Annotated in this window: 21 protein-coding genes and 2 pseudogenes; 8 read left to right on the top strand and 15 right to left on the bottom strand. The window is 65.0% G+C overall.

Annotation, left to right across the window (positions count from 1 at the left end):
• Window positions 1-47: 47 nt before the first annotated feature.
• Window positions 48-1,064 (top strand): GlxA family transcriptional regulator, encoded by a 1,017-nt coding sequence (locus G0D83_RS13830; RefSeq protein WP_164195007.1) that lies wholly within the window; start codon window positions 48-50, stop codon window positions 1,062-1,064.
• A 59-nt stretch (window positions 1,065-1,123) separates the two neighbouring features.
• On the opposite strand, the gene G0D83_RS32225 is transcribed toward G0D83_RS13830, so the two are convergent.
• From G0D83_RS32225 to G0D83_RS13820, 3 genes and pseudogenes are all read right to left on the bottom strand, one after another.
• Window positions 1,124-1,495: a hypothetical protein gene (locus tag G0D83_RS32225; protein WP_235958082.1), complete on the bottom strand. Its 372-nt coding sequence runs from the start codon at window positions 1,493-1,495 to the stop codon at window positions 1,124-1,126.
• Window positions 1,492-1,980, bottom strand: coding sequence for a transposase (locus G0D83_RS32220; RefSeq protein WP_370457238.1), 489 nt, complete (start codon window positions 1,978-1,980; stop codon window positions 1,492-1,494). Before G0D83_RS32220 ends, G0D83_RS32225 begins: the two co-directional genes overlap by 4 nt.
• A gap of 622 nt (window positions 1,981-2,602) precedes the next feature.
• Window positions 2,603-4,975 (bottom strand): annotated as a pseudogene (locus G0D83_RS13820) (arylsulfatase).
• 295 nt (window positions 4,976-5,270) lie between these two features.
• On the opposite strand from G0D83_RS13820, the pseudogene G0D83_RS32215 reads away from it, so the two are divergent.
• Window positions 5,271-5,486, top strand: a pseudogene (locus tag G0D83_RS32215) (IS5/IS1182 family transposase); the annotation flags it as partial.
• A 337-nt stretch (window positions 5,487-5,823) separates the two neighbouring features.
• On the opposite strand, the gene G0D83_RS13810 reads toward G0D83_RS32215, so the two are convergent.
• The 7 genes from G0D83_RS13810 to G0D83_RS13780 all read right to left on the bottom strand — a co-directional run bounded on the left by G0D83_RS13810 (window position 5,824) and on the right by G0D83_RS13780 (window position 14,033).
• On the bottom strand, window positions 5,824-7,212 hold the full coding sequence (locus G0D83_RS13810) for an amidase family protein (protein ID WP_203595085.1): 1,389 nt from the start codon (window positions 7,210-7,212) through the stop codon (window positions 5,824-5,826).
• A 16-nt stretch (window positions 7,213-7,228) separates the two neighbouring features.
• Entirely contained in the window at window positions 7,229-8,122 is an 894-nt protein-coding gene (locus tag G0D83_RS13805; RefSeq protein WP_164195004.1) for a glyoxylate/hydroxypyruvate reductase A, read from the bottom strand.
• Window positions 8,119-9,729, bottom strand: a complete 1,611-nt coding sequence (locus tag G0D83_RS13800; protein ID WP_164195002.1) for an ABC transporter ATP-binding protein — start codon at window positions 9,727-9,729, stop codon at window positions 8,119-8,121. The genes G0D83_RS13805 and G0D83_RS13800 overlap by 4 nt, the downstream gene beginning before the upstream one ends.
• Window positions 9,726-10,559, bottom strand: a complete 834-nt coding sequence (locus G0D83_RS13795) for an ABC transporter permease (protein ID WP_164195000.1) — start codon at window positions 10,557-10,559, stop codon at window positions 9,726-9,728. The genes G0D83_RS13800 and G0D83_RS13795 overlap by 4 nt, the downstream gene beginning before the upstream one ends.
• A gap of 14 nt (window positions 10,560-10,573) precedes the next feature.
• Window positions 10,574-11,551, bottom strand: a complete 978-nt coding sequence (locus G0D83_RS13790; RefSeq protein WP_164194997.1) for an ABC transporter permease — start codon at window positions 11,549-11,551, stop codon at window positions 10,574-10,576.
• Window positions 11,552-11,638: 87 nt separating this feature from the next.
• Complete coding sequence (locus G0D83_RS13785) at window positions 11,639-13,186, bottom strand: ABC transporter substrate-binding protein (RefSeq protein ID WP_164194995.1); 1,548 nt, start codon at window positions 13,184-13,186, stop codon at window positions 11,639-11,641.
• A gap of 76 nt (window positions 13,187-13,262) precedes the next feature.
• A complete protein-coding gene (locus G0D83_RS13780) occupies window positions 13,263-14,033 on the bottom strand; it encodes a class II aldolase/adducin family protein (protein ID WP_164194993.1) in 771 nt (256 codons plus the stop codon).
• A gap of 150 nt (window positions 14,034-14,183) precedes the next feature.
• Here G0D83_RS13780 and G0D83_RS13775 point away from each other — a divergent pair, with 150 nt between their 5' ends.
• The gene (locus tag G0D83_RS13775; protein ID WP_164194991.1) at window positions 14,184-14,888 is read left to right on the top strand and encodes a GntR family transcriptional regulator; all 705 of its coding nucleotides are present in this window, start codon (window positions 14,184-14,186) and stop codon (window positions 14,886-14,888) included.
• A gap of 295 nt (window positions 14,889-15,183) precedes the next feature.
• Here G0D83_RS13775 and G0D83_RS13770 read toward each other — a convergent pair whose 3' ends face one another.
• On the bottom strand, window positions 15,184-15,507 hold the full coding sequence (locus G0D83_RS13770; RefSeq protein WP_164194989.1) for a YnfA family protein: 324 nt from the start codon (window positions 15,505-15,507) through the stop codon (window positions 15,184-15,186).
• Window positions 15,507-15,935 carry a helix-turn-helix domain-containing protein gene (locus G0D83_RS13765; protein WP_164194987.1) on the bottom strand — a complete coding sequence of 143 codons (429 nt, stop codon included), beginning with the start codon at window positions 15,933-15,935 and terminating at the stop codon, window positions 15,507-15,509. Before G0D83_RS13765 ends, G0D83_RS13770 begins: the two co-directional genes overlap by 1 nt.
• Before the next feature lie 137 nt (window positions 15,936-16,072).
• Here G0D83_RS13765 and G0D83_RS13760 point away from each other — a divergent pair, with 137 nt between their 5' ends.
• From G0D83_RS13760 to G0D83_RS13740, 5 genes are all read left to right on the top strand, one after another.
• Window positions 16,073-18,358, top strand: a complete 2,286-nt coding sequence (locus G0D83_RS13760; protein ID WP_164194985.1) for a heavy metal translocating P-type ATPase — start codon at window positions 16,073-16,075, stop codon at window positions 18,356-18,358.
• Between the two features lie 13 nt (window positions 18,359-18,371).
• On the top strand, window positions 18,372-18,839 hold the full coding sequence (locus G0D83_RS13755; protein ID WP_116599949.1) for a DUF411 domain-containing protein: 468 nt from the start codon (window positions 18,372-18,374) through the stop codon (window positions 18,837-18,839).
• A gap of 353 nt (window positions 18,840-19,192) precedes the next feature.
• The gene (locus G0D83_RS13750) at window positions 19,193-19,738 is read left to right on the top strand and encodes a YaeQ family protein (protein ID WP_164194982.1); all 546 of its coding nucleotides are present in this window, start codon (window positions 19,193-19,195) and stop codon (window positions 19,736-19,738) included.
• 561 nt (window positions 19,739-20,299) lie between these two features.
• The gene (locus G0D83_RS13745; protein ID WP_164194980.1) at window positions 20,300-20,869 is read left to right on the top strand and encodes a trypco2 family protein; all 570 of its coding nucleotides are present in this window, start codon (window positions 20,300-20,302) and stop codon (window positions 20,867-20,869) included.
• Window positions 20,866-21,573 (top strand): hypothetical protein, encoded by a 708-nt coding sequence (locus G0D83_RS13740; protein ID WP_164194978.1) that lies wholly within the window; start codon window positions 20,866-20,868, stop codon window positions 21,571-21,573. Before G0D83_RS13745 ends, G0D83_RS13740 begins: the two co-directional genes overlap by 4 nt.
• 3 nt (window positions 21,574-21,576) lie before the next feature.
• Here the strand turns inward: G0D83_RS13740 and G0D83_RS13735 are convergent.
• From G0D83_RS13735 to G0D83_RS13725, 3 genes are all read right to left on the bottom strand, one after another.
• A protein-coding gene (locus G0D83_RS13735) for an IS3 family transposase (protein ID WP_164194976.1) occupies window positions 21,577-22,703 on the bottom strand; the annotation gives its coding sequence in 2 pieces (ribosomal slippage) (window positions 21,577-22,439 and window positions 22,439-22,703; 1,128 coding nt in all).
• 74 nt (window positions 22,704-22,777) lie between these two features.
• Window positions 22,778-23,347, bottom strand: coding sequence for a T4SS efffector SepA family protein (locus G0D83_RS13730; RefSeq protein ID WP_164194974.1), 570 nt, complete (start codon window positions 23,345-23,347; stop codon window positions 22,778-22,780).
• 452 nt (window positions 23,348-23,799) lie between these two features.
• Window positions 23,800-24,411: integrase core domain-containing protein (locus G0D83_RS13725; protein ID WP_164194972.1), on the bottom strand; the 612-nt coding region annotated here is incomplete at its 5' end.

Below are 24,411 nucleotides of genomic sequence, written 5' to 3'. Positions count from 1 at the left end.
TCACCCCCAGATCGCGCAAACCACCGGTGTCACGAACGGAGCCCCGCATGCCTGACCGCTGCCCCAGCGCACCGGAAACCGCGATCATCACGTCGCGCAAGGTGCACATCGTAATCTACCCCGGCTTCAAATGCATGGAGGCGGTCGGGCCGGTGAACGTTTTCACTGCCGCCAACCGATATCTCGCGACAGCCGCGCACCCGGCGCGCTACGACGTCGAACTGGTCGCTCCGACCTCGGGTCCGGTGCAGTCCGAGAGTTTCCTGACGCTGACCGCGCAGCGCGCACTCGAGGGCTGCATCCCGGAGGACACCGTGATGATCGCCGGGGCGCTGGAGATCGAGGAGGCGCTGCGCGGCAACCCGCAAATCGTCGACTGGTGCCGCCGCAATGCCGCGCGCGCCACGCGCTTCGCCTCGCTCTGCACTGGCACTTTCTTTCTTGCAGAGGCCGGGCTTCTGGACGGGCGCCGCGCCACAACGCACTGGAGCGTCGCCGCAAGGCTGCAGCAGGACTACCCCGACGTGCGGGTCGAGGCCGACGCGATCTTCCTGCGCGAGGACAACCTCTATACCTCGGCGGGCGTTACCGCCGCCATCGACCTCGCGCTGGCCTTCGTCGAACAGGATTTCGGCCGCGATCTCGCGCTGTCGGTGGCGCGCGACATGGTGATCTATCTCAAGCGCCCCGGCGGCCAGTCGCAGTTTAGCGCGGTGCTGACCGGCCAGACCCAGGTCCGCTCGGGCATCGCCGACATCAGGACCTGGATCCACGCCAACCTCGAGCGCAAGCTGCAGACCGGCGATCTGGCGCGTCGCGCGGGGATGAGCGAGCGCAACTTCGTGCGCCAGTTCACCAAGGACGTCGGGCAGAACCCCTCGGATTACGTGATGAACGCCCGCTGCGAGCGCGCCACGACCCTGCTGCTCGAGACGGGACTGCCGGTGAAGACCATCGCGCACCGGGTCGGCTTTTCCTCGGATGACCAGATGCGCAAGGTGTTCAACCGCAAGTTCTCTCTGACCCCGCGCGAGTACCGGGAGCGGTTCTCGACCGCCGCCTAGATCGGGGTGCCGATTGCGCAGCGCGGGCCGTATAAGGGCAGCGTCATGAGCCGCGCGCGCTAAGTACGCAGGTCGGCGCCGCACTCGGCCACCAGCTTCAGGGCCAACGAAGGGCCGAGGCCATGGATCGGCCTCAGGGCGGGTCCCAACACGTAGTGGAGGGCCGCTCGGACATCGAAGGCCGCTGCGTTGAGCTGCCGGCCTCCGATAGCGGGCTTCGGCAGCGGGTTCCAGCCTGCAGTCGCACCCCTCGATCTTGCCTTTGTAGAAGTCTCGAGGGGCTGCGCCAGGGCGAAGACGTGCTCCGCCCGGTCATTGCCGATGAGCGCGGCACGGATCGGCTCCGGCGAGGACTTGCATCGCACGTCTCGGTCGCCGGCCGGGCGATCGGGGTCACGTTCTCCCGAGACAATCGCACGGATGATCTTCATGCCTGTCGCGCGGTGATGTCGGAGACGACGTGATGCAGTTGCAGGTTCATCAGCGCCTTCTGCATATGTTGGATATGGGCCATTGCATACTCTGTCAGCCGCTCCCGCTGCCGCATGTCGGCGCGCAGCGTCGGGACCTCCGCATCAGGGCGGACGCTGCCTCGTAGCAGTCCGTAGGACTGAAGCTGGCGCAGCCAGCTCGCATCGCCTGCGTGCGACTTCCGGCCCGGCACGTTCTTGGCATAGCGGGCGTTCACCTGGCTCCCCTTGAAGCCTCGGGCCTTGAGGAATTCGAACGCCGAGATCCAGCAGACGCCTGTCGCCCCCATCGCCACGCCGGTTGTACCTCGGTCCGCAAACCATTCGGCCAAGGCCTGCAGGTTCTGGGTGAATGTGCCGAAGGCGCGCACCGGCGGGTTGCGACCCGGGACGTTTGTTAGGATGTCACGTATCGTGCCATCGTCGGTCCTGATGTCATCAACCACAAGACCAGCCGGGACCAAACCTCTTAAATCCTAACGCCGCATCCTGCACATCCTTCTGATATTACGTCAGAAGAAGTAGGTGCCTCCGTGATCGGCGCGCATCAAAAGTGAGCCAGAGCCAATTTTGCATGCCGGTTCACAACCAGCGTCCCGGCAGAGCGTAGCGATCGGCCCGTCCGAGCCTAGTTGCAGCGCCAATTTCTCGCGGCGCGCGTTTGCAGCGAAGCCGCTGCCGCAAAGAAGTAGAAATTTACGGGGCGCCGCAGCCAAGACCTCGCACATTCATGCTGGGCACAGCGACAATCGAAGCTTCAAGGACCGGACCGCGGACAGTCCGGCCGCTCGCCACTCCGCGATCTGCGGTCCGGCCAGCAAGAGCCTCAACGGCTGCATCCGTTGGCCCGAGTTGCGACTTGCGGAGATGCGACCCACCGAGCTTGTCCGCGCCTCGTACCTTGGGCGGCGCGCAGGAGACCGACTTCGAGCCCGAACTTGTCGTCGCCGCGAGCGCTGTCCTCCGATGATTTATTGTGGCGAGGGAACTAGGCCTTTCGGCACAGCCAAATGATAACCGGGGCCGCGGCAGGGCGGTTGCCCTGACCGCCGCGGCCCGGATGTGACGCTACTGCAATTCCACGGTCACCTGCTTGATCGTGCCGGTGAACGCAAAGGGCGCCTCCTCCCGATAGTTCGGAGTGACCGTCGATCCGAGGTCCATTCCGATGTCCAGCGTCTCGGTTGCGGAATAGCGGGCCGGAACGGTCTTCTCGACATCTCCGCTTGCGACCTCGGCACCATCCACAAGCAGCGTCGCAGTGCCGCCCGTGACCTCCTTCCCGGCCTCGAAAGGAAGCTGTTCGTAGACCATCGTCACGGTGTGTTCGCCCGGCTCCAGCGCTGCCTCTCCTGCGACCCGGTAGACCTCCTTGCCGAAAAAGTTGAACTCGTAGACCGGCACCCCGTCCTCGAGATACAGCGTGTATCCCGCCGACGACCCACCGTTCGCGATCATCACGCCACTTGCGCCTTCCTCGGGCACCTCGATCTCGGCGGTGATCGTATGAGAGCGCTGATAGGTCGGAGCCGCGCTGCCTTCGGGTATGCGAACCGTGCCCGGCGCATAGGTGAAGACGTCGCGACCACGGGTCACGGACGGGCGTTCGGGGTTCCTGGCACGCTCGGCGAAGCGGTCGTCAAGCGGGTAGACCTGGAACTTTTGGGCTTCTTCGTCGAACATCGCCTGAAGCTCGGCGAGCTTCTCGGGGTTCTCTGCGGCGACGTCATGTGCCTGCGAGAAGTCTTCCTCGATGTTGTAGAGCTCCCAGGTGCTGTCGTCGAAACCCACCGAGCCGGTCAGCACCCAAGGCGCGCCGTGAAAAGACGCCGCAACCCAGCCGTCATGGTAGAGCGCGCGATGCCCTCCGGTCTCGAAATACTGCGTGTGCCGTGTCCCAGCAGCTTCGGCATCGGCAAAGCTGTACTCCATGCTCACGCCTGCCATGGGGATCTGTTCGACCCCATTAACCACCTTAGGTTCCGGAATGCCCACCGCTTCGAGGATCGTCGGGGCGATGTCCACGACGTGATGGAACTGCGTCCGGATGCCACCGGTGTCGGTGATCTGCGCGGGCCAGCTGACGACCATGCCGTTGCGGGTTCCGCCAAAATGCGACGGCACGCGCTTCATCCACTGGAACGGCGAAGAGCCGGCCCAGGCCCAACCGACAGGGTAGTGGTTTTCATGCAGCGGCCCGCCGATCTCGTCTATCACGGGCAGCTGCGCCTCGACCGTGTCGGGAACGCCGTTCTGGGTCATCATGTTGTTCAGCGTCCCGGTGACGCTGCCCTCGGCGCTTGGCCCATTGTCGCCTGCCACAAGGATGATCAGCGTATTATCGGCCTCGGGCAAGGCGTGGACCTTATCGATCAGGCGGCCGATTTCATGGTCTGTCTGCGCCAGGAACCCGGCAAACACCTCTTGGTGTCTGCTGAAGAGCCGCTGGGCATCGGCGTCGAGAGAGTCCCAGGCCTCGATTTCCTCCGGCCGCGGCGTGAGGTCGGTGTTTTCGGGGACAACGCCGATGTCTTTCTGCCGGGCGAGCGTCTCTTCGCGGACCTTGTCCCAGCCCTGATCGAACTGGCCCGAGAACTTGTCGATCCATTCTTCGCTGACGTGCAGCGGGGCATGCACCGCGCCCGGAGCGAAATAGATGAAATAGGGCTTGTCAGGCGCGACGGATTGCTGGCGATCGAGCCAAGCGACCGCATCGTCCACCAGGTCGACGTTGAGGTTGTAGCCTTCCTCCGGGGTGGTCTCCGGCTCCACCGGGATCGTGTTCCGGAAGAGCTGAGGGTCCCATTGGCTCGTCTCGCCGCCCTGGAAGCCTTACCAGTATTCAAATCCGAGCCCGGTCGGCCAGTGATCGAACGGCCCCAACGGAGAGGTTTCCCAATCCGGCGTGTTGTGCCATTTGCCGAAGGCGGCGGTCGAGTAGCCATGATCCTTGAGGATCTCTGCGATGGTCGCTGTCGAGCGCGGCCAGATGCTGTCGTAGCCGGGATAGCCGGTGGACAGCTCGGTGATCGTGCCAAAGCCGCTTTGATGGTGGTTGCGCCCGGTCAGCAGGGCCGCCCGTGTCGGCGAACAGATCGCGGTGGTGTGGAACCGCGTGAAACGCAGGCCGTCTTCTGCGAGGGCATCCATCGCCGGGGTCGGAACCGGCCCCCCGAATGTGCCGGGCTGGCCAAACCCGAGGTCGTCGATGAGAACGACAACGACGTTGGGCGCGCCTTCGGGCGGCGTTACAGGTTGGGGATAGTCCTGGGTCGAGCCCTCGAAGGTTTCCGTGATGACCCCTTCGAAAGGGGCCGGCGGCAGCGGCAGGACCGAGCCGTCCCGCGGCGCGTCTTGCGCGCTGGCCGTTGAGGCCGACGTGATGAACAGGAGGACAGCGCCTCCTCGAAGCGCACGCTTGACGTGAAATAGCCGGGTCATCGACTTCCCTCTACAATCATTGAATCAATTTGACGCTAGGTTAACACACAATTCATGCGTGCGAAGGTGCGACTTGCATCCGCGCCTTTTGGAGCAGAGCTGCGCTCGCCGAACCTGGTGCAATTGTCGGAGGAGGCTCTAAAAGGCCAGGTAAACGGGCTCAATTCTGCGCCCCTCCCACGGTGTGACGCAGGGGCAATGAACGGCAGGAAGGTCGAGATTTTTTGGAATAAGGCGGCTTGCTTGGCGGGCTGTGGGCAACCTCACTTCCTGCATGTCCAGGAGGGCCCGTTCGATGATGGGCAAGAGATCGGCGGCGCGGGGCGACCTGTTCCACAATCTCTCGCTTGAGACCCACATCCCAGCTGATCACCTATTGCGCTCCATCGACCGGATCGTCTCGCTCGACGATATTCGGCAGTAGCTGGCCCCGGTCTACAGTTCCAGTGCCCGACCTTCGATCGACCCGGAGCTAATGATCCGCATGCTGCTGGTCGGCTATTGCTTCGGGAGATGCGTCCTCAAGCAGCGCTGCACCGTCTTGTCGCCATCCAGCGTCGGCCGCTTGATCGGCGCCGTTCGCCGGTAGCCAGGTGGCACCGAGACGTCCAAGGTTGTGTCGACCGTATCACGAGAGATGTTGAAACGGGCTGCTGCCGCCCCCTCATTGTCCGAAATCAGCTCTCGCGCCAAGCTGGTCTCCATCGCAGAGACCAGCTCGAACTGCGCGCGCGCCGCAATGTGTCTGCCTTTCTTCAACACGATCTAGCGGATCGAAGGTGCTCTCGCGCCCTCAGCCAAAGGCCAGCTTTTCATCGCAGGGCCACCAGCGCCGAAACCGACGCCGCTCAGGCTGGCGGATGCAGTCCGAAGGCGCGTTCTAGCACTTCGCCGGCTTCCAGACACAGGTCTTCGCGCCAGGGCGGTGCAACCAGTTGCACACCCGAGGGCACGCCTGTCTCAAGTCCGGAGCAAACCGACAGCGCCGGGAGGCCGAGCAGCGGGATTCCGATCTGAGGCACCTGAGCTTCCCAGAGGCGCGCAATGGCCTCAGGACCATTGAGGTCTTCGTCTTGGGCAAAGGGCAGTTCGGCCGAGACCGGCATCAGCACCAAGGGGTAATCGACAAGGAAGGCTCGCCACGCACGGATCAGCCGCGCGCGGCGGCTGAACAGCGCGCTGAACTTCGCGAGATCGATCCCCTGCGCCCGCTCCTCGTAGAAGCTCAGCAGCGCGATGGCACCCGGATCACCCTCGAGCTTCGCCGCCGCCAGCTTTTCGGAGTGCGCGTCCGAGAGCCAAAGGTCGATTTGCAGCTCGACCGCTTCGCGGATGTCGGGCACCTGCGTCGGCTCCTCGACGTGCCAGCCCGCCTTGCGCAGGATCTCAGCGGCGCGATCGAGGTCGGCAAGGATGCGCGGGTCGGTGTCGATGCCGCCCGGGCGCTTCATCAGCGCGACACGCGACGCGACGGCAGGGCCGGTGAGCGGCACCGGCGCGCTCCAGGGATCGTCGGGCGCATAGCCCGACATGCCCTCGAGCCCCAGCCGCAGGTCGTCGACCCGGCGCGCCAGCGGGCCGGCCACCGCCATGAGCTGCGGGCCGATGGCGCGGTCCGGCCCGGAGTGGTTGAAAGCCGGCACCCTTCCCGGCGTCGGGCGCAGACCCTGCACGCCGCAAGCATAGGCCGGGTAGCGGATCGAGCCGGCGATGTCGGTGCCATGGGCGATATGCCCCAGCCCCGCCGCCGTCGCCGCCCCTGCTCCGCCCGACGAGCCGCCGGGGGTCAGAGCGGAGTTGTGCGGGTTGCTGGTGGTGCCGTGCAACTTGTTGGAGCTGAACCAGCGGTAGGAGAAGGCCGGGCAATTTGTCCGCCCGACGACGATGGCCCCCTGCGCGCGCATGTTGCGCAGGAAGGGGCTGTCCTCGGTGGCAATGAGATCCTTGGCGAGCGTCGTGCCGTTGGTCGTGGCATAGCCCTTCTGGTCGGCGATCACCTTGACCGTCACCGGCACGCCGGCCAGCGCGCCGCCGTCCTCGCCCGCCGCGATGCGGGCATCAAGCGCCTCGGCGTCGCGCATTGCCTCCTCGCCGGTGTCCTGCACGATGGCATTGATCGCGGGGTTCAGCCGCGCCACCCGGTCGAGCGTGGCGCGGGTCACCTCTGCGGCCTTGAGCGAACCGGCACGAACGCGGGCGGCCAGCGCGCGGGCGGTGAGATCGTTGAGGTCTGTCATGATGCGGGGTCCGAAGTCAGAGAGAGGACAGTCGTTCGCGGATCGCCCGCACGACGAAGCGGCGTTCGGGGATGCTGGCGACATGCGGGGTGACGAGCACCTTCGGATGCGTCCAGAGCGGGTGGCCCTGCGGCAGCGGCTCGGTGTCGAAGACATCCATCGAGGCCCCCGACAGGTGCCCCCTGTCGAGCTGGGCAATCAGGTCGTCCTCCACGACCTGCCCGCCGCGCCCCATCTGCACCAGCGCCGCGCCCTGCGGCAGCTTCGACAGGAAGCCCGCGTCGATCAGCCCGCGCGTGGCATCGGTGAGGGGCAGCACGTTCACCAAGATGTCGCTCCGGGCAAGAAACGCGTCGAGCCCCTCTCCGTGAAAGTGCTCCACGCCCGGCTCTGCCGGTTCAGGCGCGCGGCGCGAATAACCCGCCACCGGATACCCGAGCCCAACCAAGCCCTTGGCGATCGCGCGGCCCATGTGACCGAACCCCAGAACCCCCACGCGGCGGTAGGCCGGCGAGAGCCCGATGACCCTGCGCGCCCACGCGCCGCGCGCCTGCTGGGCGACGTAGCGGCCCATGTCGCGGTGATGCCAGAGCACGTGGAAGGCCGCAAAACCCGCCATCTGCAGCGCCTGGTCCGCATCCTCGACGCGGTAGACCGGCACATGCGCGGGACGCGACGGGCAGGCCATGATCGCATCGGTCCCGGCGCCTGCCGAGAAGATCGCCTTGAGCCCCGTCATTCCCTCGAAGAGATCGTCGGGCGGGATGAAGGTGAAGACGAAATCCACCTGTGCCGGATCTGAGACATCCTCGCGCTGCAAGACGGTCAGCTCGGGCGCATCCTCGGCGAAGACCCCGCTGAAGTGCGGCCAGAGATCGACACCGCCGGTCGTCGTGATGACGCCCCTCATGCGGCGCCTGCCTTTGCCCAATCTGCGCCCGGAACGGCGGCCAGGAGCTGCCGCGTGTAGTCCTGTTGCGGGTTCAGGAAAATGTCGTGCACGGTTCCGATCTCCACGAGTTTACCCTTCTGCATCACGGCGATCCTGTCGCAGAGCTGCGCCGCCACCCGCAGATCGTGGGTGATGAAGAGGATCGACAACTCGAAACGCTCGCGCAGATCGCGCAGAAGGTCCAGAACCTGCGCCTGAATGGAGACGTCCAACGCCGAAACCGCTTCGTCCGCGATGATCAGCTCGGGATCCATGGCGAGCGCGCGGGCGATGCCGATACGTTGGCGCTGGCCGCCGGAGAATTCATGTGGGAAGCGGCTGGCGGCATCGGCGCCGAGACCGACAATCTCTAGAAGTTCCCGCGCGCGGGCCCGCGCTTGCGCTTTCGGCACGCCCTTGGTGATCGGCCCGTCGGTGAGTGCGCCCATGATGCGCTGGCGCGGGTTGAGCGAGGCATAGGGGTCCTGGAACACCATCTGCACCTTGTGGCGCTGCTTGCGCAGCTCTTCCTCGGAGAGCGCCGCCAGATCGGTGCCGCCGACCAGAACCTGCCCGCCGTCGGGCGTCACCAACCGCACCGCGGTGCGGCCCAGCGTCGACTTGCCCGAGCCGCTCTCGCCCACCAGTCCCAGCACCTCGCCGCGCCCGACGGTGAGCGAGACGTCATCCACCGCGCGCACCTCGCGCACCGGGCGGAACATGCCGCCGCCAGTACGGTAGACCTTGCGCAGCCCCTTGATCTCCAGCGCCGGCACCTCGCGTGGCGCACGGGCGGGCGGCAGCTTCCCGGTGGGGATCGCATCGAGCAGGCGGCGGGTGTACTCGTGCTGCGGGTCGGTGAGCACCGAGGCCGCGCTGCCGCGCTCAACCACCCTGCCCTCGCGCATGACGATCACCTGATCGGCGATCTCTGCCACCACGCCGAAGTCGTGGGTGATGAACATCACCGCCATTCCGCGCTTGTCGCGCAGGTCGAGGATCAGCTTCAGGATCTGCGCCTGCGTCGTCACGTCGAGCGCCGTCGTCGGCTCGTCGGCAATCAGCAGCTTCGGCTCCAGCGCCAGCGCCATGGCGATCATTGCCCGCTGACGCTGCCCGCCGGAGAGCTGGAAGGGATAGGCGCGGATGATCTTCTCGGGATCCGGCAGGCCAACCTCGCGAATGAGGTTCAGCGCCTTCTCGCGCCGCTCCTGCTGGGAAAAGCGGTCATGGGCGGCGAAGACCTCGGCGATCTGCTCGCCGATGCGCATCAGCGGATTGAGCGCGGTCATCGGCTCCTGAAAGATCATCGCGATGCGCGCCCCGCGCAGCGCCTGCTTCTCGGGCTCGGGCAGGCGCAGGATGTCGCGCGCTTCGAACATGGCGCGGCCGGCTTTCACGCTCACGCCCGGCGGCAGCAGCCCCATCAGCGCATTCGCGGTCATCGACTTTCCCGAGCCACTTTCGCCGACCACGCAATGGATCTCGCCTTTCTCGATGCTCATCGACATGTCCTCGACAGCGAAGGCGCGATCGGCCCCCTGCGGCAATCCGATGCTGAGATGCTCGATGGACAGAGTGCTCATGCCTTGCCCTTCCGGCTGAGATGGGGGTTTAGGGCGTCGTTCAGCCCCTCGCCGATGAGGTTCAGCGCCAGCACCGTGATCACGATGGCGATGCCCGGGAAGAAGCTCAGCCACCAGGCGCTGCGGATCACCGTGCGCGCCGCGCCGATCATGTAGCCCCAGCTCATCGCGTTGGGATCGCCAAGGCCGAGGAACGACAGCGAGCTTTCCAGCAGGATCGCCGTGGCGACCATTAGCGAGGCCATGACGATGATCGGCGAGACGGTGTTGGGCAGCACCTGCGTCAGCAGGATGCGCGGCCGCGACAGGCCCGCAAGCCGTGCGGCATCGACGAACTCGCGCTTGCGCACCGACATGACCTCGGCCCGTACCAGCCGCGCCACCGGCGGCCAAGAGACGATGGCGATGGCGATGGTGATCGAGGCCAGCGTCGGCTCGAAGATCGCCACCAGCACGATGGCCAGCGCGAAGTTGGGGATGGTCTGGAAGAACTCGGTGAAGCGCATCGCCCCTTCGTCCACCCAGTTGCCGTAAAACCCCGCGAGCGCCCCCAGCGGCACGCCGATCAGCAGCGCCACCAAAGTCGAGACGAGCCCGACCAACAGCGACACCCGCGCGCCGTAGGCCAGCTGCGAGGCGACGTCACGGCCGAGCGTGTCGGTGCCCAGCGGCAGCCCGTCCATGGTAAAGGGCGTCAGGAACGGACGCTGCACCATCTGCCACGGCGTGTGCGCAAAGATCAGCGGCGCGAAGATGGCGATCCCGATCACCGCCAGCAGCAGCACCACGCCGACCATTGCCCCGATATTGGAGGAAAAGCGTTTCCACATGGCTCAGACCCTCCTCATGCCTTCGCGCCGATGCGCGGATCGACCAGCCGGTAGACGATGTCGGTGACGATATTGAACAGGATCACCATGGCCGCCGAGACGAGGAAGACCCCGAGGATGGTGTTGTAGTCGCGCGCCGCGAGGCTCTCGAACATCAGCCGCCCGATGCCGGGCCAGGCAAAGACCGTCTCGGTCAGCACCGCGCCGCCCACCAGTTGCCCCGCCTGCAGGCCCGCAAGCGTGACCACCGGCAGGATCGCGTTGCGCAGAATGTGGCGGCGGCGGATGGCGGGGCCCGACAGGCCCTTGGCCTTGGCTGTCTTGACGAAGTCGAGCTGGCTCACCTCCAGCATCGAAGCGCGGGTCATCCGCATGTAGACCGCCATGAAGAAGAGCCCGAGAGTCAGCGCCGGCAGCACGAGGTGCTTGGCGATGTCGAAGGCACGCGCCAATCCGGTGTAGCCTGCGCCCACCGTCTCGTAGCCGAAACCGGGCAGCCAGCCGAGCCAGACCGAGAACACCAGCACCGCCATCAGCGCGGCCCAGTAGAGCGGCGTGGCGTAGAACAGCAGCGCCAGCGTGGTCAGCAGGCTGTCCGAGGCTTTGCCCACCCGCGCCGAGGCGGCGACGCCAAAGGCGATGCCCAGCACCAGCGAGATCACGAAGGCGGTCAACGTCAGCAGCAGTGTCGCGGGGAGCCGCTCGGCGATGAGCTGCGCGACGGGCGCGCCCTGCCGGAAGGAATAGCCGAGATCCAGCGTCAGCACGCTGCCGACGTATTTGCCCAGCTGCACGTAGAACGGCTGGTCGAGACCGAAGCGCTCGCGCAACTGTTCGATCATCTGCTCGTCGGCGGCCCCCGCCTCGCCCGCCAGCACCACCGCCGGGTCGCCCGGCGCCGCATGCAGCAGGCAGAAGTTCAGGACCGCGATGGCCAAGAGTGTCAGGAACGCCTTGAACGCCCGTGACAGGATTACGGTGAGTATGGTCATAGGCCCCCGGACGTCCCGTTGGTTCCTGTCCTCCGCCGGAGGACGGCTCAGGGGCGGGCCGGCACCGGCCCGCCCCGTGGCTGTGACTTATTCTTCGACCCAGGCGTCGCGCAGACCGTCGTTCACCCCGATGGCGGTGGTCACCAGGTCGTTGACGTTGCACCGATAGATGGTCGGGAACTCCAGTTCCTGAAGCCAGGCCACGGGCACGTCGTCGACGATCTCCTTCTGGATCTCGGCATAGGCGGCAGCACGGTCCTCGGTGTTCACCATTCCCGCGGCTGCGGACCACTTGGCGTCGAGCTCGGGGTTCTCGTAGCCCTCGACGTTGTTCCAGGGGCTGCCCTTGCTGATCTGGCTCGCCACGTAGTTGCGCGACACACCCAGCGCCGGGTCGCCATATTGGTAGAGGTAGGTGAAGGCGAGATCGTAGTCCCACTGCGAGGTCTTCTCGTTCCAGCCCGCGACGTCGCTGCTGTCGATTTCGGCGTTGATGCCGACCTCCGAGAGGTTCTGCCGCACCGCCTCAGCCCAGCGTTGCCAGGTCTCGCCGTAGGGCAGCGGCAGGATGCGTACGGCCTCGCCGTCATAGCCCATCTCGGCCAGCAGTTCCTTGGCCTTGTCGGGATTGTAGTCGTAGTGGGTGACATCATCGCTGTAGAAATTGGTCGAAGAGGCGACCGGTCCGGTCGCGACCTTGCCGAAGCCGTTCCACACCACGTCTTTTACGAAGTCGCGGTCCATGGCGTACATGACCGCCTGGCGGAAGCGCACGTCGGCGGTGGGCCCCTGACGGTTGTTCAGCCACATCCACGAGAGCGGCGCGAAGAATTCCCAGCCTGCGCCGGTGGAACAGACGCCCTCCATCTCGGTCAACCGCGGCACATCCCAGTTCTCGACCGAGCCGCCGGGCAGCACGTCCACCTCGCCGGTCTCGAAGGCCACGGCACGGGCGGCAGCATCGGGGATCACGCGGTAATAGACCTCGTCGAGGTAGGGCTTGCCGTCGAGGTAGTAGTCCTCATTCTTCACCAGGTGGATGTAGCTGCCCTTCTCCCATTTCTCGAACTTGAACGGGCCGGTGCCGATGGGCGTCGCGTTCATCTCGTTGGTCGCGTAGTCGGTGCCCTCGTAGATGTGCTTGGGAACGATCGGCATGGTGCCTGCCTCGAAGGCGTTGATGAACGGGCCAAAGGGCTCCTTGAGCTGGAACACCACCGTCGTGTCGTCGGGCGCGGTGATGCTCTCGACATAGGCCAGCGAGGCTCGCAGGCGGGCGTGTGTCTCGCGCAGGAAGACGTCGGCCGAGAAGACCACGTCATCGGCGGTGAAGGGCTCACCGTCGTGCCAGGTCACCCCGTCCTGAAGTTGGAAGGTGTAGGTCAACCCATCGTCCGAGATCTCCCAGCTCTTGGCGAGGCTGGGTTGCGGCTCGAGGTCGGCGTTGTAGCGCAGCAGGCTCTCGTAGATGTCGCCCGCCACCAACTGGGTGGGGCCATTCTGCACGAGGCCCATCATCAGCCCCGGCGGTTCGGGCTGCACGACGATGTCGAGGCGGCCACCCTCCTGCTGCGCGGCAAGCGGCGCGGCAAGGGTGGCGGCGATCAGGAAAGTGGTCGCTCTAAGTGTTTTCATGGGGTCCCTGTTGGTTCTGTTTGACTGCTTTTCTTCGAAAGTCAGGCCCCGGAAACTGACCGGGGCGGGCAGAGGCTCAGCCCCGGTAATCAGGGGCGTGAGCGTCGAGCCGGCGCAGATGCGCGGCCCATTCGGGGTCGGGTTTGCCGCGAAGCTCGACCGAGTCATAGGCGTGCTGGTATTGCCGCGCCGTGTGCTCGGCGACCGCCTCGGGCAGCACGTCGGCGGTCAGCCCCATACCGAGCGCTGCCACCTGCGCCTTGCACGATCGCTCGAGGTTGAGCGCCAGTTTCACCGCCTCGGAGACCGAGCGGCCCAGCAGCAGGGTGCCATGATTGCGCAACAGCATGACCTGCCTGTCGCCGAGGTCCGCAACGATGCGCTCGCGCTCCGCAAGATCGAGCGCAATGCCCTCGTAGGCGTGGTAGGCGATGCGCCCGTGGAACTGCGCCGACCATTGGTTGAGGCTGAGCAGCCCCTCCTTCACCGACGACACGGCCACCCCCGCGACGGTGTGGGTGTGCAGCACGCACAGCGCGTCATGCCGCGCCATATGCACGGCCGAGTGGATGGTGAACCCCGCGGCATTGACGCCCGCGCCAAAGGGATCGTCGATCACCGCGCCGGTCTCGTCCACCGTCACGAGGTTTGCCGCCGTCACCTCGTCGAACCGCAGGCCGAAAGGGTTCAACAGGAATCGCTTTTCGCCTTCTGGGCCGTCGGGCAGGCGCGCCGAGATATGGGTGTAGATGCCGTCATCCATCCCTTCGAGGGCGATCAGCCGGTACGCGGCGGCAAGGTCGCGGCGGAGGGTCTGGACTGTGGACGTCGGCGCGCCATCTGGCATTCGGCTCTCCTCTGGTAGGCTCGCCGCGGGGCGAGCACCGTGCACATTCTTACCTCATGGTAAGGGCAGCCCCCCTGCCCCGGTCAAGGGAATTGTCGACAATCGTCAAAACCGCATTTACCCTTGGGGGAAATTCAGGCGCATGACGGCATGGCGAGACCCCCACAGCAGACCGGCTTCCAACCCCTTGACCGCGAGGGGCTCGTGCAGCGCGTTGCCACGCTGCTGAGCAAGGCCATCGTCACTGGCCAGCTCGCCCCCGGTGCGCGGCTCTCGGAATCGGTGGTCGCGCGCGAACTGGGCGTGAGCCGCGCCCCGGTGCGCGAGGCGGCGCGGCTGCTCGAGAACTCGGGGCTGGTGACCTACCACGCCAATCGCGGCTTTTTCGTGCGCGAGACCTCGGCCGAGGCGTTGAACGACCTTTACGAGCTGCGCATGGTGATCGAGATCGCCGCCGCGCAGCGGGTGCTTCGGAACGGGCTGACCGACACGATCGACCGGCTCGCCGCGCAGATCGACACGCTGCACGAGGTTGCCGCTGCCGGCGCCGACATGCTTACCCAAGTCGAGGCGGACATGGAGTTCCATCGCCTGCTCTGCGCCGGCAGCGGCAACCCCAAGTTCCTGCATGTCTTCGATCAGATCGCCGCCGAAACCGAGTTCTCGATCATGGTGATCGGCCGGCTCTACGACGATCCGCACAAGATCGCAGAAACCCACGAGCCGATCGTCACTGCCCTGCGCCGCGGTGACGAGGTCGCGACGCGCGAGGCCATAAGGTATCACATCGGCGTCGCACAAGACCTGGTGACGCGCCAGTTCCGAGACATCGAGGCCGGAACCACGGAGGGCTGAACGCCCGTCCGGCCCAAGACCCCGTGAGGGCCTACGGCAAGGCAAATCCGGCGCGACTGGCTGACACGGGTCGACCGAGCACTGTCCGGAAAAGCCGCGATGTCGGCTTTGAGCCGGCTCTGCCGTCATTCGAGGGACAGAGATGCTGCGTGATGCGCGAATGGCCGCCATGATGAAACCGTAGGACAACGCTTGACCCTTGGGCGAAGGCCCGCAATAGGCCGCCCTCGCCAGATGGCCGCCTCGCCTGGGTGATGGGGGCGCCGTGCTGCCGCAAGCCCGCTCCGAGCCCTTATCAACTTGCGCGTGGAGCGAAAAGGATCACTGCGGCGCCAATCAGGCACAGGCTGGCACCAGCGATGTCCCATAGGTCTGGCCGCTGTCCTTCAGCGCTCCACATCCAGAACAGCGACGCGGCGATGTAGACGCCTCCGTAGGCTGCAAAGGCTCTGCCGGCAAAACCTGCCTCGACCGGTGCCAGCAACCAGCCGAACGCTGCAAGGCTCGCAATCCCTGGCAGCAGCCAGAAGATCGACGCGCCCCGCCACCAGACCCAGATTGCAAAGCAGCCGGCGACCTCGGCCAGGGCCGCGAGCGGATAGATCAACACGTTCGGCATCAGCAGCCGGGCCGGTCGTGATCAGAGAGGCACTCTTCGTGGTCGCGTAGCACCTCAAGGATGCGGCAGTTCGCAACCCGATCGGCCCTGCACTCGCCGATCATCCGTTGCAGTTCGACCCGGAGCGCCTCAAGCCGAGCGATGCGTGCCTCAACCTCATGGAGCTGTTTCTGAGCAACCGCATCGACCTGCGCACAGGACCTTTCCGGGCTGTCCGAGAGGTCCAGGAGTTCCCGTATCGCCTCCAGCGAAAAGCCGAGTTGTCGAGAGTGCCGGATGAATGCGAGCCGGTCGAGTTCCAGCGGCCCGTATCGGCGCTGCCCCCCCTCGCTGCGCCCGGGCTCGGGCATCAAACCGATCTGTTCGTAATAGCGGATCGTCTGCACCTTGGTGCCCGTCCGCTTTGCCAGTGTTCCAATGGCCAGCATGAGCGTCTCCTTCCCTCGTTAGCGCGTCGTGTCCCCCGCGGCCAAAGATACGGAAAACCTTCCTCGCGAGGCTTGAACCTACAGTGGCTGTAGCCCGTATAGCTAAGTTCAACCGAGAATCACAACGGAGGTTCGGTATGGCCGATGGCAGCACACGACAACGCGAATGGCGCGTTACAGGCATGGATTGCGGGTCATGCGCCGCCAAGGTGCGCGGCGCAGTCGAGCGCCTGCCTGGCGTCGAGCGTGTTGATGTCGCCCTGATGGCCGAGCGGTTGCGACTGACGCTCGATGAGACACAGACACCGCCAGAGCACATCGAGAAGGCAGTGCGCGGAGTCGGCTTCGGGATCGCGCCAAAGGGCGCGCGGCCAGAGAAGCCCAAGGGTGGCTTTGTCCTGCCGGATGGCGCCTTTGCGGATGCGGCGGAGGCCGTGGAAATCGACAGCGCGCCGGAGGTGATCACTGGGCCCACCGATGACGCGCCGACCTCTTGGTGGATGACGTCCAAGGGTCGCCTCGTGCTCGGAACCGGCGCACTGCTCTCGGCAGCTTGGGCGTCAACGTTTGTCCTGCCGGCTGAGATCGCGCATTGGGCGTTCGTGCTGGCGACACTGGTTGGGATTTTGCCCGTGGCGCAGCGCGCCTTGGCCATGACGCGGGCCGGCATGCCCTTCACCATCGAGATGCTGATGACCATCGCCGCTGGTGGCGCGCTGATCATCGGTGAGCCGGAAGAGGCGGCGCTCGTCGTTTTCCTCTTCGCCGTGGGCGAACTCCTGGAAGGAGTCTCTGCGAGCAAGGCGCGCGACAGTATTCGCGCCCTCTCGAAGCTCGTGCCGAAGACGGCACGGCTCGAAGTGGGAGGCAAGACACGAGAGGTCGCGGCCGAGAAGCTCCAGTTAGGTCAGGTCGTGCAAGTCCGGCCCGGTGACCGCGTGCCCTGCGACGGCGAGGTGATCGAGGGCACGTCGGGTGTCGACGAGAGCCCAGTGACCGGCGAGAGCGTCCCGAGCCTCAAGGAGCCGGGCGCGGAGGTCTTCGCGGGGTCGATCAACACCGAAGCTCTGCTGCGCGTGCGGGTGCTGAGGTCGGCCGAGGACAACACCATCTCCCGCATCGTCCGCCTCGTGGAAGAGGCCGAGAGCGCCCGCGCACCCACCGAGCGCTTCATCGACAGGTTCAGCCGGGTCTACATGCCCGCTGTGGTCGGGATCGCTGTTCTCGTCGCTATCGTTCCGCCGCTGGCCTTTGGGCTGGCTTGGGGTGACTGGATCTACCGGGCGCTTGCGCTGCTGCTGATCGGCTGCCCCTGTGCGCTGGTGATCTCGGTGCCAGCCTCGATTGCCTCGGCCCTGTCCACGGGAGCGCGCAATGGCCTGCTGATGAAGGGCGGCTCGGTGATCGAGGCGGTGGCCCGCACGACCCATGTCGCCTTCGACAAGACCGGGACGCTCACACATGGCAGGCCCCGCGTGACAGATGTCTCTGTGTTGAGTGGAAGCGGCGACGACCTCATGGCGCTTGCCGCCGGGGTCGAGAGCGGCGCGAGCCACCCGCTCGGACAGGCGATCTGCGCCGAAGCCGACCGGCGAGGCGTGGGCGCGGCGACGGCCACCGGCGGCCGCGCGCTTCCCGGCAAGGGGGCGGAAGCCTCCATCGACGGCGTGACCGTCAGCGTGGGCTCCCCGCGGCTGGCGAACGAGCGCGGTGCCCTCACGGACGACCTGCGGACCCGCGTGGCGGCGCTGGAAGCCGAGGGCAAGACGGTGGTCATCGTGTTGCGCGAAGACGTGCCTCAGGGCCTCATCGCGCTCAGGGACGAGCCGCGGGACGACGCGGCGGACGCTATCGCGCAACTGCGCGGGCTCGGCATATCTTCGGTCATGCTGACGGGGGACAACCCGCGCACGGCCCAAGCCATCGCTGAAGAGCTCGGGATCGAACATCGTTCGGAACTGATGCCGGAGGACAAGGTGACGGCGATCCGCGACCTGAGGGCGGAGGCCCGCGTGATGATGATCGGCGACGGGATCAACGATGCGCCGGCGCTCGCCGCCGCGCATGTTGGCGTTGCCATGGGCTCGGGCACCGACGTGGCGCTCGAGACGGCCGACGCGGCGATCCTGCGCAACCGCGTGACCGATGTGCCGGGCAAGATCCGCCTCTCCCGTGCGACCATGTCGAACATCCGCCAGAACATCGCGATTGCGCTCGGCCTCAAGGCGATATTCCTCGTGACTACCGTGCTCGGGATCACCGGCCTTTGGATCGCAATCCTCGCGGATACCGGTGCCACCGTGCTGGTGACGATGAACGCCCTGCGGCTGCTGTTCTTCCGTCCCACCCGCACGCCTGAACCTGCGGGGCACGTCGGTCTGACCGCTGAGACACGCCCCGATCACGCAACCGCAACGACCTGAAAGGGAGACACCGATGATCCTCACCCGCCGCGCCATGATGGCTTCCGCCGCGTGCTTCGCCGCGACAGGGCCGACCGCCGGTCTGTCCCAAAGCTCTCCGGCAATCCACGTCCTGAAAGATCCCAATTGCGGCTGCTGCACCGCTTGGATCGAGCTCCTGAAGGAGGACGGCTTCACCGTCACCACCGAGCGCAGCTACGGCACGCTCCTGATCCGGTACAAGCTCGAGAACGGCATCCCCCAGAAGATGACCTCCTGTCACACCGGCGAGGTCGAGGGCTACATGATCGAGGGGCATGTGCCGACGGCCGACATCCGAAGGCTCCTCTCCGAGCGCCCCGATGCCGTCGGTCTCGCCGTGCCCGGCATGCCTTATGGATCACCGGGCATGGGGCCAGAGCATGAGCGGGAAGCCTACGACGTGTTCCTGATCCTCGGAGATGGCGGGACGAAGGTCTTCTCCAGCTACGAGGCTGCCTGACGGCACCGATCTCAGGATCGCCGTGAGGCTACTGCACAAATCTCACACCGCGCGGTCGCAGCGAAAGTCAGGTAGGTCCCGCACTTCCGACCTTCATCCTCCGATAATGCTGCGCGATAGACGAATGGCCGGTCTGGTGAAGCTGCACCGCGGCGATCGGCAAGGGACTGAACGGCAGGTCAGGGCCGAGACTGCGGTTGACCCGGCGGGAACGCTGACCGGGTCATACATCCCCCTGGCCCCTACCTTGGACGCGCTATGTCGCGGCTTGGTTGTTTTCAGCCTCCATATCTGCTTCCCAAGGTTTACCGGACGGGGTAGGCAGCCCGAACCTTGGAAGGGTTGCGAAGATCATGGCGCAAAATGCCACCATTTACAAAATCGAACTGTCGATCTCGGACATGGATCGCCACTATTACGAGACCCATAAACTGACCGTTGCCAAGCATCCCTCGGAGACCGATGAGCGGCTGATGGTACGCATCGTCGCCTTCGCCCTAAATGCGCACGAGCACTTGGAACTGACCAAAGGACTGTCGACGGACAATGAGCCTGACATCTGGCAGAAGAGTTTAAGCGGCGAGATCGATTTGTGGGTGGCACTCGGGCTTCCGAGCGAGAAGGTCATACGGCAGTCCTGCAGCAAAGCCGCGAAGGTGATTATCTACCCCTATGGCGGCCGGACTGCCGAAGTGTGGTGGGACAAGGTTAAGAACGGCACCAGCCGTTTCGACAATCTGCGAGTGATCAATTTCTCGGACGCCGACACTGCCGCACTGGCCAAGCTGGCCAGCCGCGCGATGAAGCTCCAGGTCAATATCCAAGACGGCGACGTGATGGTCAGCGTCGATGAGAGCGTCGTCTACGTTGCGCCAGGCACATGGAAGGGCGCAGCCTAGATTGCCCTAGCCTGCTGCCACACCAAGGCGCCCGAGATGCGTCAGTCCACTCCGGCAAGCAAATGTCTGAAGTAGGCTGCGCTGCAGCGCTGATCACTGTGATATACGGCGGCTTTGGGCCGTGAGTGACGACCGATGTGGCGGTTCCGTTGTTCGGCTCGCCACAGTGCAGCAAGTCTGGTTCGAGCCCATTTTTGTTGAAAAACTCGGGTGGCTCCAATACAGCACGAAACTCCAGAACGCCCGTTCTAACTTGGGGCTAAAATTCCGCGTCGGAGAGGGAGATCTGACTTTCACCAGAACGAAATTTTGGTCGGAGCCCGGTGATTGCCCGGTGAGGGAGTTTTTCAACACAATCAGCCCAAAGTAGCCCCGGGTCCAGGCTTCCCTTTGGCGCTTGGATTAGCTCTCCCTTAGGGGAGCACTTCATCTGATAGTCACATGCCATGCTTTCTGAAGGTAACGTCACCAGTATCTCCAGACCGCTTGCGAAAAAGGCGGTCTGGCGGCGGCATCATTTGCACGCCTTCCTTGCCTGACCTCGTTTGGAGACGGTTTCCGATGCTGTGGAGATCCCTGCTTGCCCTGATCGTGGCGGCCCATGTTGCTTTGCCGACGCGTGCCCACGCCGCCGAAGTCACCCTGTCCAGCATGATCAGTGCGATCCAGCTCGCGCTGCTCGATGCACAAGTCGCGTTGGATGATAACCAGATGCTGCCGCTCTCGACGGTCGAGGTGGAGCTTAACGTGGTCAACCGGCTGGAGGTCGACGGGCGGGTGGGCTTCTGGATAGTCAAGCTCGGCGCGGTGCGCGAAAACTCGGTCACGTCGAATGTGCGCATGGTGCTGACCCCGCCGAGTGCCGATGCCGCCGAAAGCACCTCTGCCGCCGACGAACTGATCCGCTCCGTTCTGGCCAGCGCGATCTTCGAAGGCGCGGCGGCGCGCTGCTTCGCCATGGGCGGCCAGCCGCCGCTGGAGGCGACGGCCTTCGTCATCATGCTGGAATTCGCCCTGGTGGAAAGCGCCAACGGCGAGGTCAGCGTTGCGGTGCCTCCGATCGATACCGGGGCGGGCGGCACTGTGTCCGGGTCGGAATTGCAGCGGATTACCCTGATATTCGGCGCATGATGGCCAGGGCGAAGTGGATCGTAGGCCCCGGCCTTGCGCTCGGTCTCGCCGCTTTCTGGCCCGCCCAGGCGCAGGAGGCGGACCTCTGCAAGACGCCGCTCGACTATTACGACACGGTCTTGCAGGTGCCCGAGGGCGATAATCGCACCGTCGCGAAAGTCTATGTGCATGGCCAGCGCAGCGTGGAAAGCTATCGCGGCAATGCGGTGGTGATCGACGGCGCGCTCGGCCTCCTTCTGACGCCGCGCCATGTGGCGGTTGAGGCTGTGCAACGGTCTGGCACCCTCTCCGCGCTCGGCGCCCGGATCGACCTCGTGTTCCGGGGTTTCGAGGCCGATTACGACGAGGAGACCACGGCGACGATCGTTGCGCTCCTGGGCGAGGCCGGATTGGACAATACCGTGCCCACCGAAAATCAGGCGCGTGATCTCGCCCTGATCCAGGTGGACGACACCGATCTGTGGCAGATGATGCGCGAGCGGAGATTGGCCATCGGGCCGCGTCAAAGATCATACCGGCGCGCGTTGGTCGAAAGCTTCTTTGCCAATTCCTTCGCGCTCATCACCGACTGGGGGGACTTCATGCCGAGCACCTTTGCTGACAATTCGCAGGAGATGCTCTGCACCTATCAGTTCACCTATGACACCCGCGGGGGCGATAGTGGCGCGCCGCTTGAGCTGACCCCATCGAGTGGTCCGGGTTAAATGCTAATGCTTTGTCGGTCTTCGATCTACCGGGATGAAGACCTCGGGCGCCGGCCCCCGATATCCGAGGGCACTATGCGGCCGGTCCATGTTGTAGTGTTTTCGCCATCTTTCGATGAGGATTTGCGCCTCCCTCAACGAGTAGAAGACCTCGCCATTTAATAGCTCATCCCGGAAGCGCGCATTGAAGCTCTCGCAATAACCGTTCTCCCAAGGTGACCCCGGCTCGATGTAGGCGGTCTTCGCCCCCACCAGCTCGATCCAGTCGCGGACCTTCTGCGCGATGAACTCCGGGCCGTTGTCGGACCGGATGAACCGAGGCGGGCCGCGCTGGATGAAGAGATCGGTCAGGGCGTCCAGGACATCGGTGGAGTTCAGTCGCCTGTCGACACGGATCATTAACGCCGCCCGCGTATATTCATCGAGGATGTTGAGCGTCCGGTAGGCCCGGCCATCACTGGTCCGGTCATGAACGAAGTCGTAGGACCAGACGTGGTTGGGATGTTCAGGCTTCAGCCGCACGCAGGAGCCGTCGTTCAGCCAGAGGCGGCCGCGTTTCTTCTGCTTGTGTGGGACCTTGAGCCCTTCGCGCCGCCAGATGCGTGCCACCCGCTTGCGGTTCACCTGCCAGCCCGCCCGGCGCAGCAGCACGGCGACCCGGCGGTAGCCGTAGCGGCCATACTCCCGGGCCAGTTCGATGACGTCGGCGGTCAGCCGCGCCTCGTCTTCCCGGCCCTGGGGCGGCTTGCGCTGCGCGGAGCGGTGCTGGCCGAGCACCCGGCAGGCCCGGCGTTCGGAGATGCCGAGTGTCTGGCGCACATGCTCCACGCATTCGCGACGGCGCGAAGGGCTTAGAAGTTTCCCCGTGCAGCCTCAGTCAGGATCAGCTTCTCGAGCGTCAGGTCAGATACCGCCCGCCGCAGCCTCAGGTTCTCCTTCTCGAGGTCCTTCAGCCGCGACAACTGTGCCCGGTTCATACCGCCATACTGCTTACGCCACCGGTAGAACGTGTGCTGCGATATACCTATCTGTCGCACCGCATCGGCCATCGACAGGCCCTGGCCGTGCAACACCTCGACCTGGCGCAGCTTGGTGACAATGTCTTCCGGCTTCTCACGCTCTCCAGCCATTCTGTAGTCCTCCTGTTCGCCGAAATCCTATCGGATTTCAGGCTTCGTGGGTGGACCACTTCAATGGGGCTGGCTCATTTGCGAGTGGACTGGGCGCGAGGCGAAATCCGAATTCGTCCCAGCTCGCCAGGATGGGCGGCGTTTTCCTTGTGCCGCCACATGAAGCCGATCTCGAGGCTCGTGCCGAGCGCCTGCGCCGCGGTCACAACGGCCCGGCACGCGCCGTTTGCATCCTGTCCCTGCACGGAAACATCGATCTCTGGCAGGTGACCGTAGCCTTCGTCTTCCTTGCGGCCCTTGACCATGTTGACCGGGCAGATCCGCTGAAGCTCATCGAAGCTGCCGACGCGCTGCATTGCGCGCCGCAGCATTTCGTCGAGCAGCGAGTTCCAGTTCGGCTTTGTCAGCGGCTCCCCGTCGATTGTCGCGTCGAGCAACTTGGTGTGGGTCAGGCGGGGCAGAGCCCGCGTGTCGATCTCCCGTTCAGGCGATCCGCCGACGCTTGCGTGTGGTGTCGCTCGTCCCGTTTGCTGTTCCAGGGCGTCGAGCGCCCGCAGGATCACCGATTCCGGCGTATCGATAAGCGGCTGTGCGTGGCTCTGGAGGCGCTCGAACGCGCTCCGGCTAAGGACAATATCAGGCATCGCCCCTCCTATAGCAAAATACGGAAATATGAGAATACAAAAGAATATGGCGTTGTCAAGTTTGACTGGCAGGTTGAGCGCGCCTCCTTGCGCCGTTAGCTTCGGGCGACATATCTGTCGTGAACGAAACCGGCTGAAGCGGTCTAACTTAGGGGGCCTTCCATCCCTCGCGCGGATCAGGTGGTGAGGCATAACTGCCTCGTGCCGATCACGCCGGTCATCCCGCATGCACCAAGGGAGATCATGACGGGTCAGCGGAGATTAACTCTGAAAACGTCGACGTCTGCCGTGCAAAGTTCAGTACAGTCAGCCGCGCGGCTGGCCAAAGCTCACGGCAACGGAAAAGGCAACAGCAGCGGCCGGGTGAGTGCCTGGTAGCCCCGACCGCGACGGGATGCGACGCATCCTGCTGCGTGTGCGAAGGCGGCTCACCGCGCGGCGGTGAGACAGGGCTATTGGCCGAACTGCGGCAGCGCGGCGTGATGTCCTAATTCGCCCTCCGTTGAATGGCGGTTTCGACCCCGACGCAGGAACGGTTCGTAGCTACGGCGGACTTCCGGTCTCCGTCCTTGCGGCACCGTTTTACCCATTCCAGCCTCGGACTGATTCCAATCATAGGCCATGGACCTCATTGTGTCTGGAATGCGCCCCTGCAGATGGACATTCTCAGGCGGCGGCTTGACCATGGCGCGGGCGTGGCGATCTTCGAACTGTGCCGGGCTGAGATAGCCCAAGGCTGAATGCAGGCGGCGGTTGTTGTAGGCCTCGATGAACCGGGGCAGGCCGGTGGCGACGGCGTCGAACGACTCATACTCCATAAGGTAAGCTTCCTCCACCTTCAGTGTCTTCATGAAGCTCTCGGCCTTTGCGTTGTCGTACGGGTTGCCGAGGCGGCTCATAGATCCGAAGAAGCCCTGTTCGGCAAGAATGCCTCGATGCAGCTCCGACGCGTATTGGGATCCGCGGTCCGTGTGGAACACGCAGCCGGGCAAGGGACGCCGCTCCGCGATCGCGCTGCGGAGCGCCCTCGCCGCCAGGCGGGCGTCGATGCTGCGGCCGATGGC

The organism is Salipiger sp. PrR003, from assembly GCF_010500785.1.
Classification (GTDB): domain Bacteria; phylum Pseudomonadota; class Alphaproteobacteria; order Rhodobacterales; family Rhodobacteraceae; genus Salipiger; species Salipiger pacificus_A.
Note: the sequence above shows the minus strand (reverse complement) of the source record. Positions and strands in the feature narration are given on the sequence as shown.

Bases quoted from the DNA above. Each gene is read 5' to 3' on its own strand.
- G0D83_RS13830 (WP_164195007.1), top strand. From the start codon at position 48: ATGCCTGACCGCTGCCCCAGCGCACCGGAAACCGCGATCATCACGTCG.
- G0D83_RS32225 (WP_235958082.1), bottom strand. From the start codon at position 1,495: ATGAAGATCATCCGTGCGATTGTCTCGGGAGAACGTGACCCCGATCGC.
- G0D83_RS13810 (WP_203595085.1), bottom strand. From the start codon at position 7,212: ATGACAGACCTCAACGATCTCACCGCCCGCGCGCTGGCCGCCCGCGTT.
- G0D83_RS13805 (WP_164195004.1), bottom strand. From the start codon at position 8,122: ATGAGGGGCGTCATCACGACGACCGGCGGTGTCGATCTCTGGCCGCAC.
- G0D83_RS13800 (WP_164195002.1), bottom strand. From the start codon at position 9,729: ATGAGCACTCTGTCCATCGAGCATCTCAGCATCGGATTGCCGCAGGGG.
- G0D83_RS13795 (WP_164195000.1), bottom strand. From the start codon at position 10,559: ATGTGGAAACGCTTTTCCTCCAATATCGGGGCAATGGTCGGCGTGGTG.
- G0D83_RS13790 (WP_164194997.1), bottom strand. From the start codon at position 11,551: ATGACCATACTCACCGTAATCCTGTCACGGGCGTTCAAGGCGTTCCTG.
- G0D83_RS13785 (WP_164194995.1), bottom strand. From the start codon at position 13,186: ATGAAAACACTTAGAGCGACCACTTTCCTGATCGCCGCCACCCTTGCC.
- G0D83_RS13780 (WP_164194993.1), bottom strand. From the start codon at position 14,033: ATGCCAGATGGCGCGCCGACGTCCACAGTCCAGACCCTCCGCCGCGAC.
- G0D83_RS13775 (WP_164194991.1), top strand. From the start codon at position 14,184: ATGGCGAGACCCCCACAGCAGACCGGCTTCCAACCCCTTGACCGCGAG.
- G0D83_RS13770 (WP_164194989.1), bottom strand. From the start codon at position 15,507: ATGCCGAACGTGTTGATCTATCCGCTCGCGGCCCTGGCCGAGGTCGCC.
- G0D83_RS13765 (WP_164194987.1), bottom strand. From the start codon at position 15,935: ATGCTGGCCATTGGAACACTGGCAAAGCGGACGGGCACCAAGGTGCAG.
- G0D83_RS13760 (WP_164194985.1), top strand. From the start codon at position 16,073: ATGGCCGATGGCAGCACACGACAACGCGAATGGCGCGTTACAGGCATG.
- G0D83_RS13755 (WP_116599949.1), top strand. From the start codon at position 18,372: ATGATCCTCACCCGCCGCGCCATGATGGCTTCCGCCGCGTGCTTCGCC.
- G0D83_RS13750 (WP_164194982.1), top strand. From the start codon at position 19,193: ATGGCGCAAAATGCCACCATTTACAAAATCGAACTGTCGATCTCGGAC.
- G0D83_RS13745 (WP_164194980.1), top strand. From the start codon at position 20,300: ATGCTGTGGAGATCCCTGCTTGCCCTGATCGTGGCGGCCCATGTTGCT.
- G0D83_RS13740 (WP_164194978.1), top strand. From the start codon at position 20,866: ATGATGGCCAGGGCGAAGTGGATCGTAGGCCCCGGCCTTGCGCTCGGT.
- G0D83_RS13730 (WP_164194974.1), bottom strand. From the start codon at position 23,347: ATGCCTGATATTGTCCTTAGCCGGAGCGCGTTCGAGCGCCTCCAGAGC.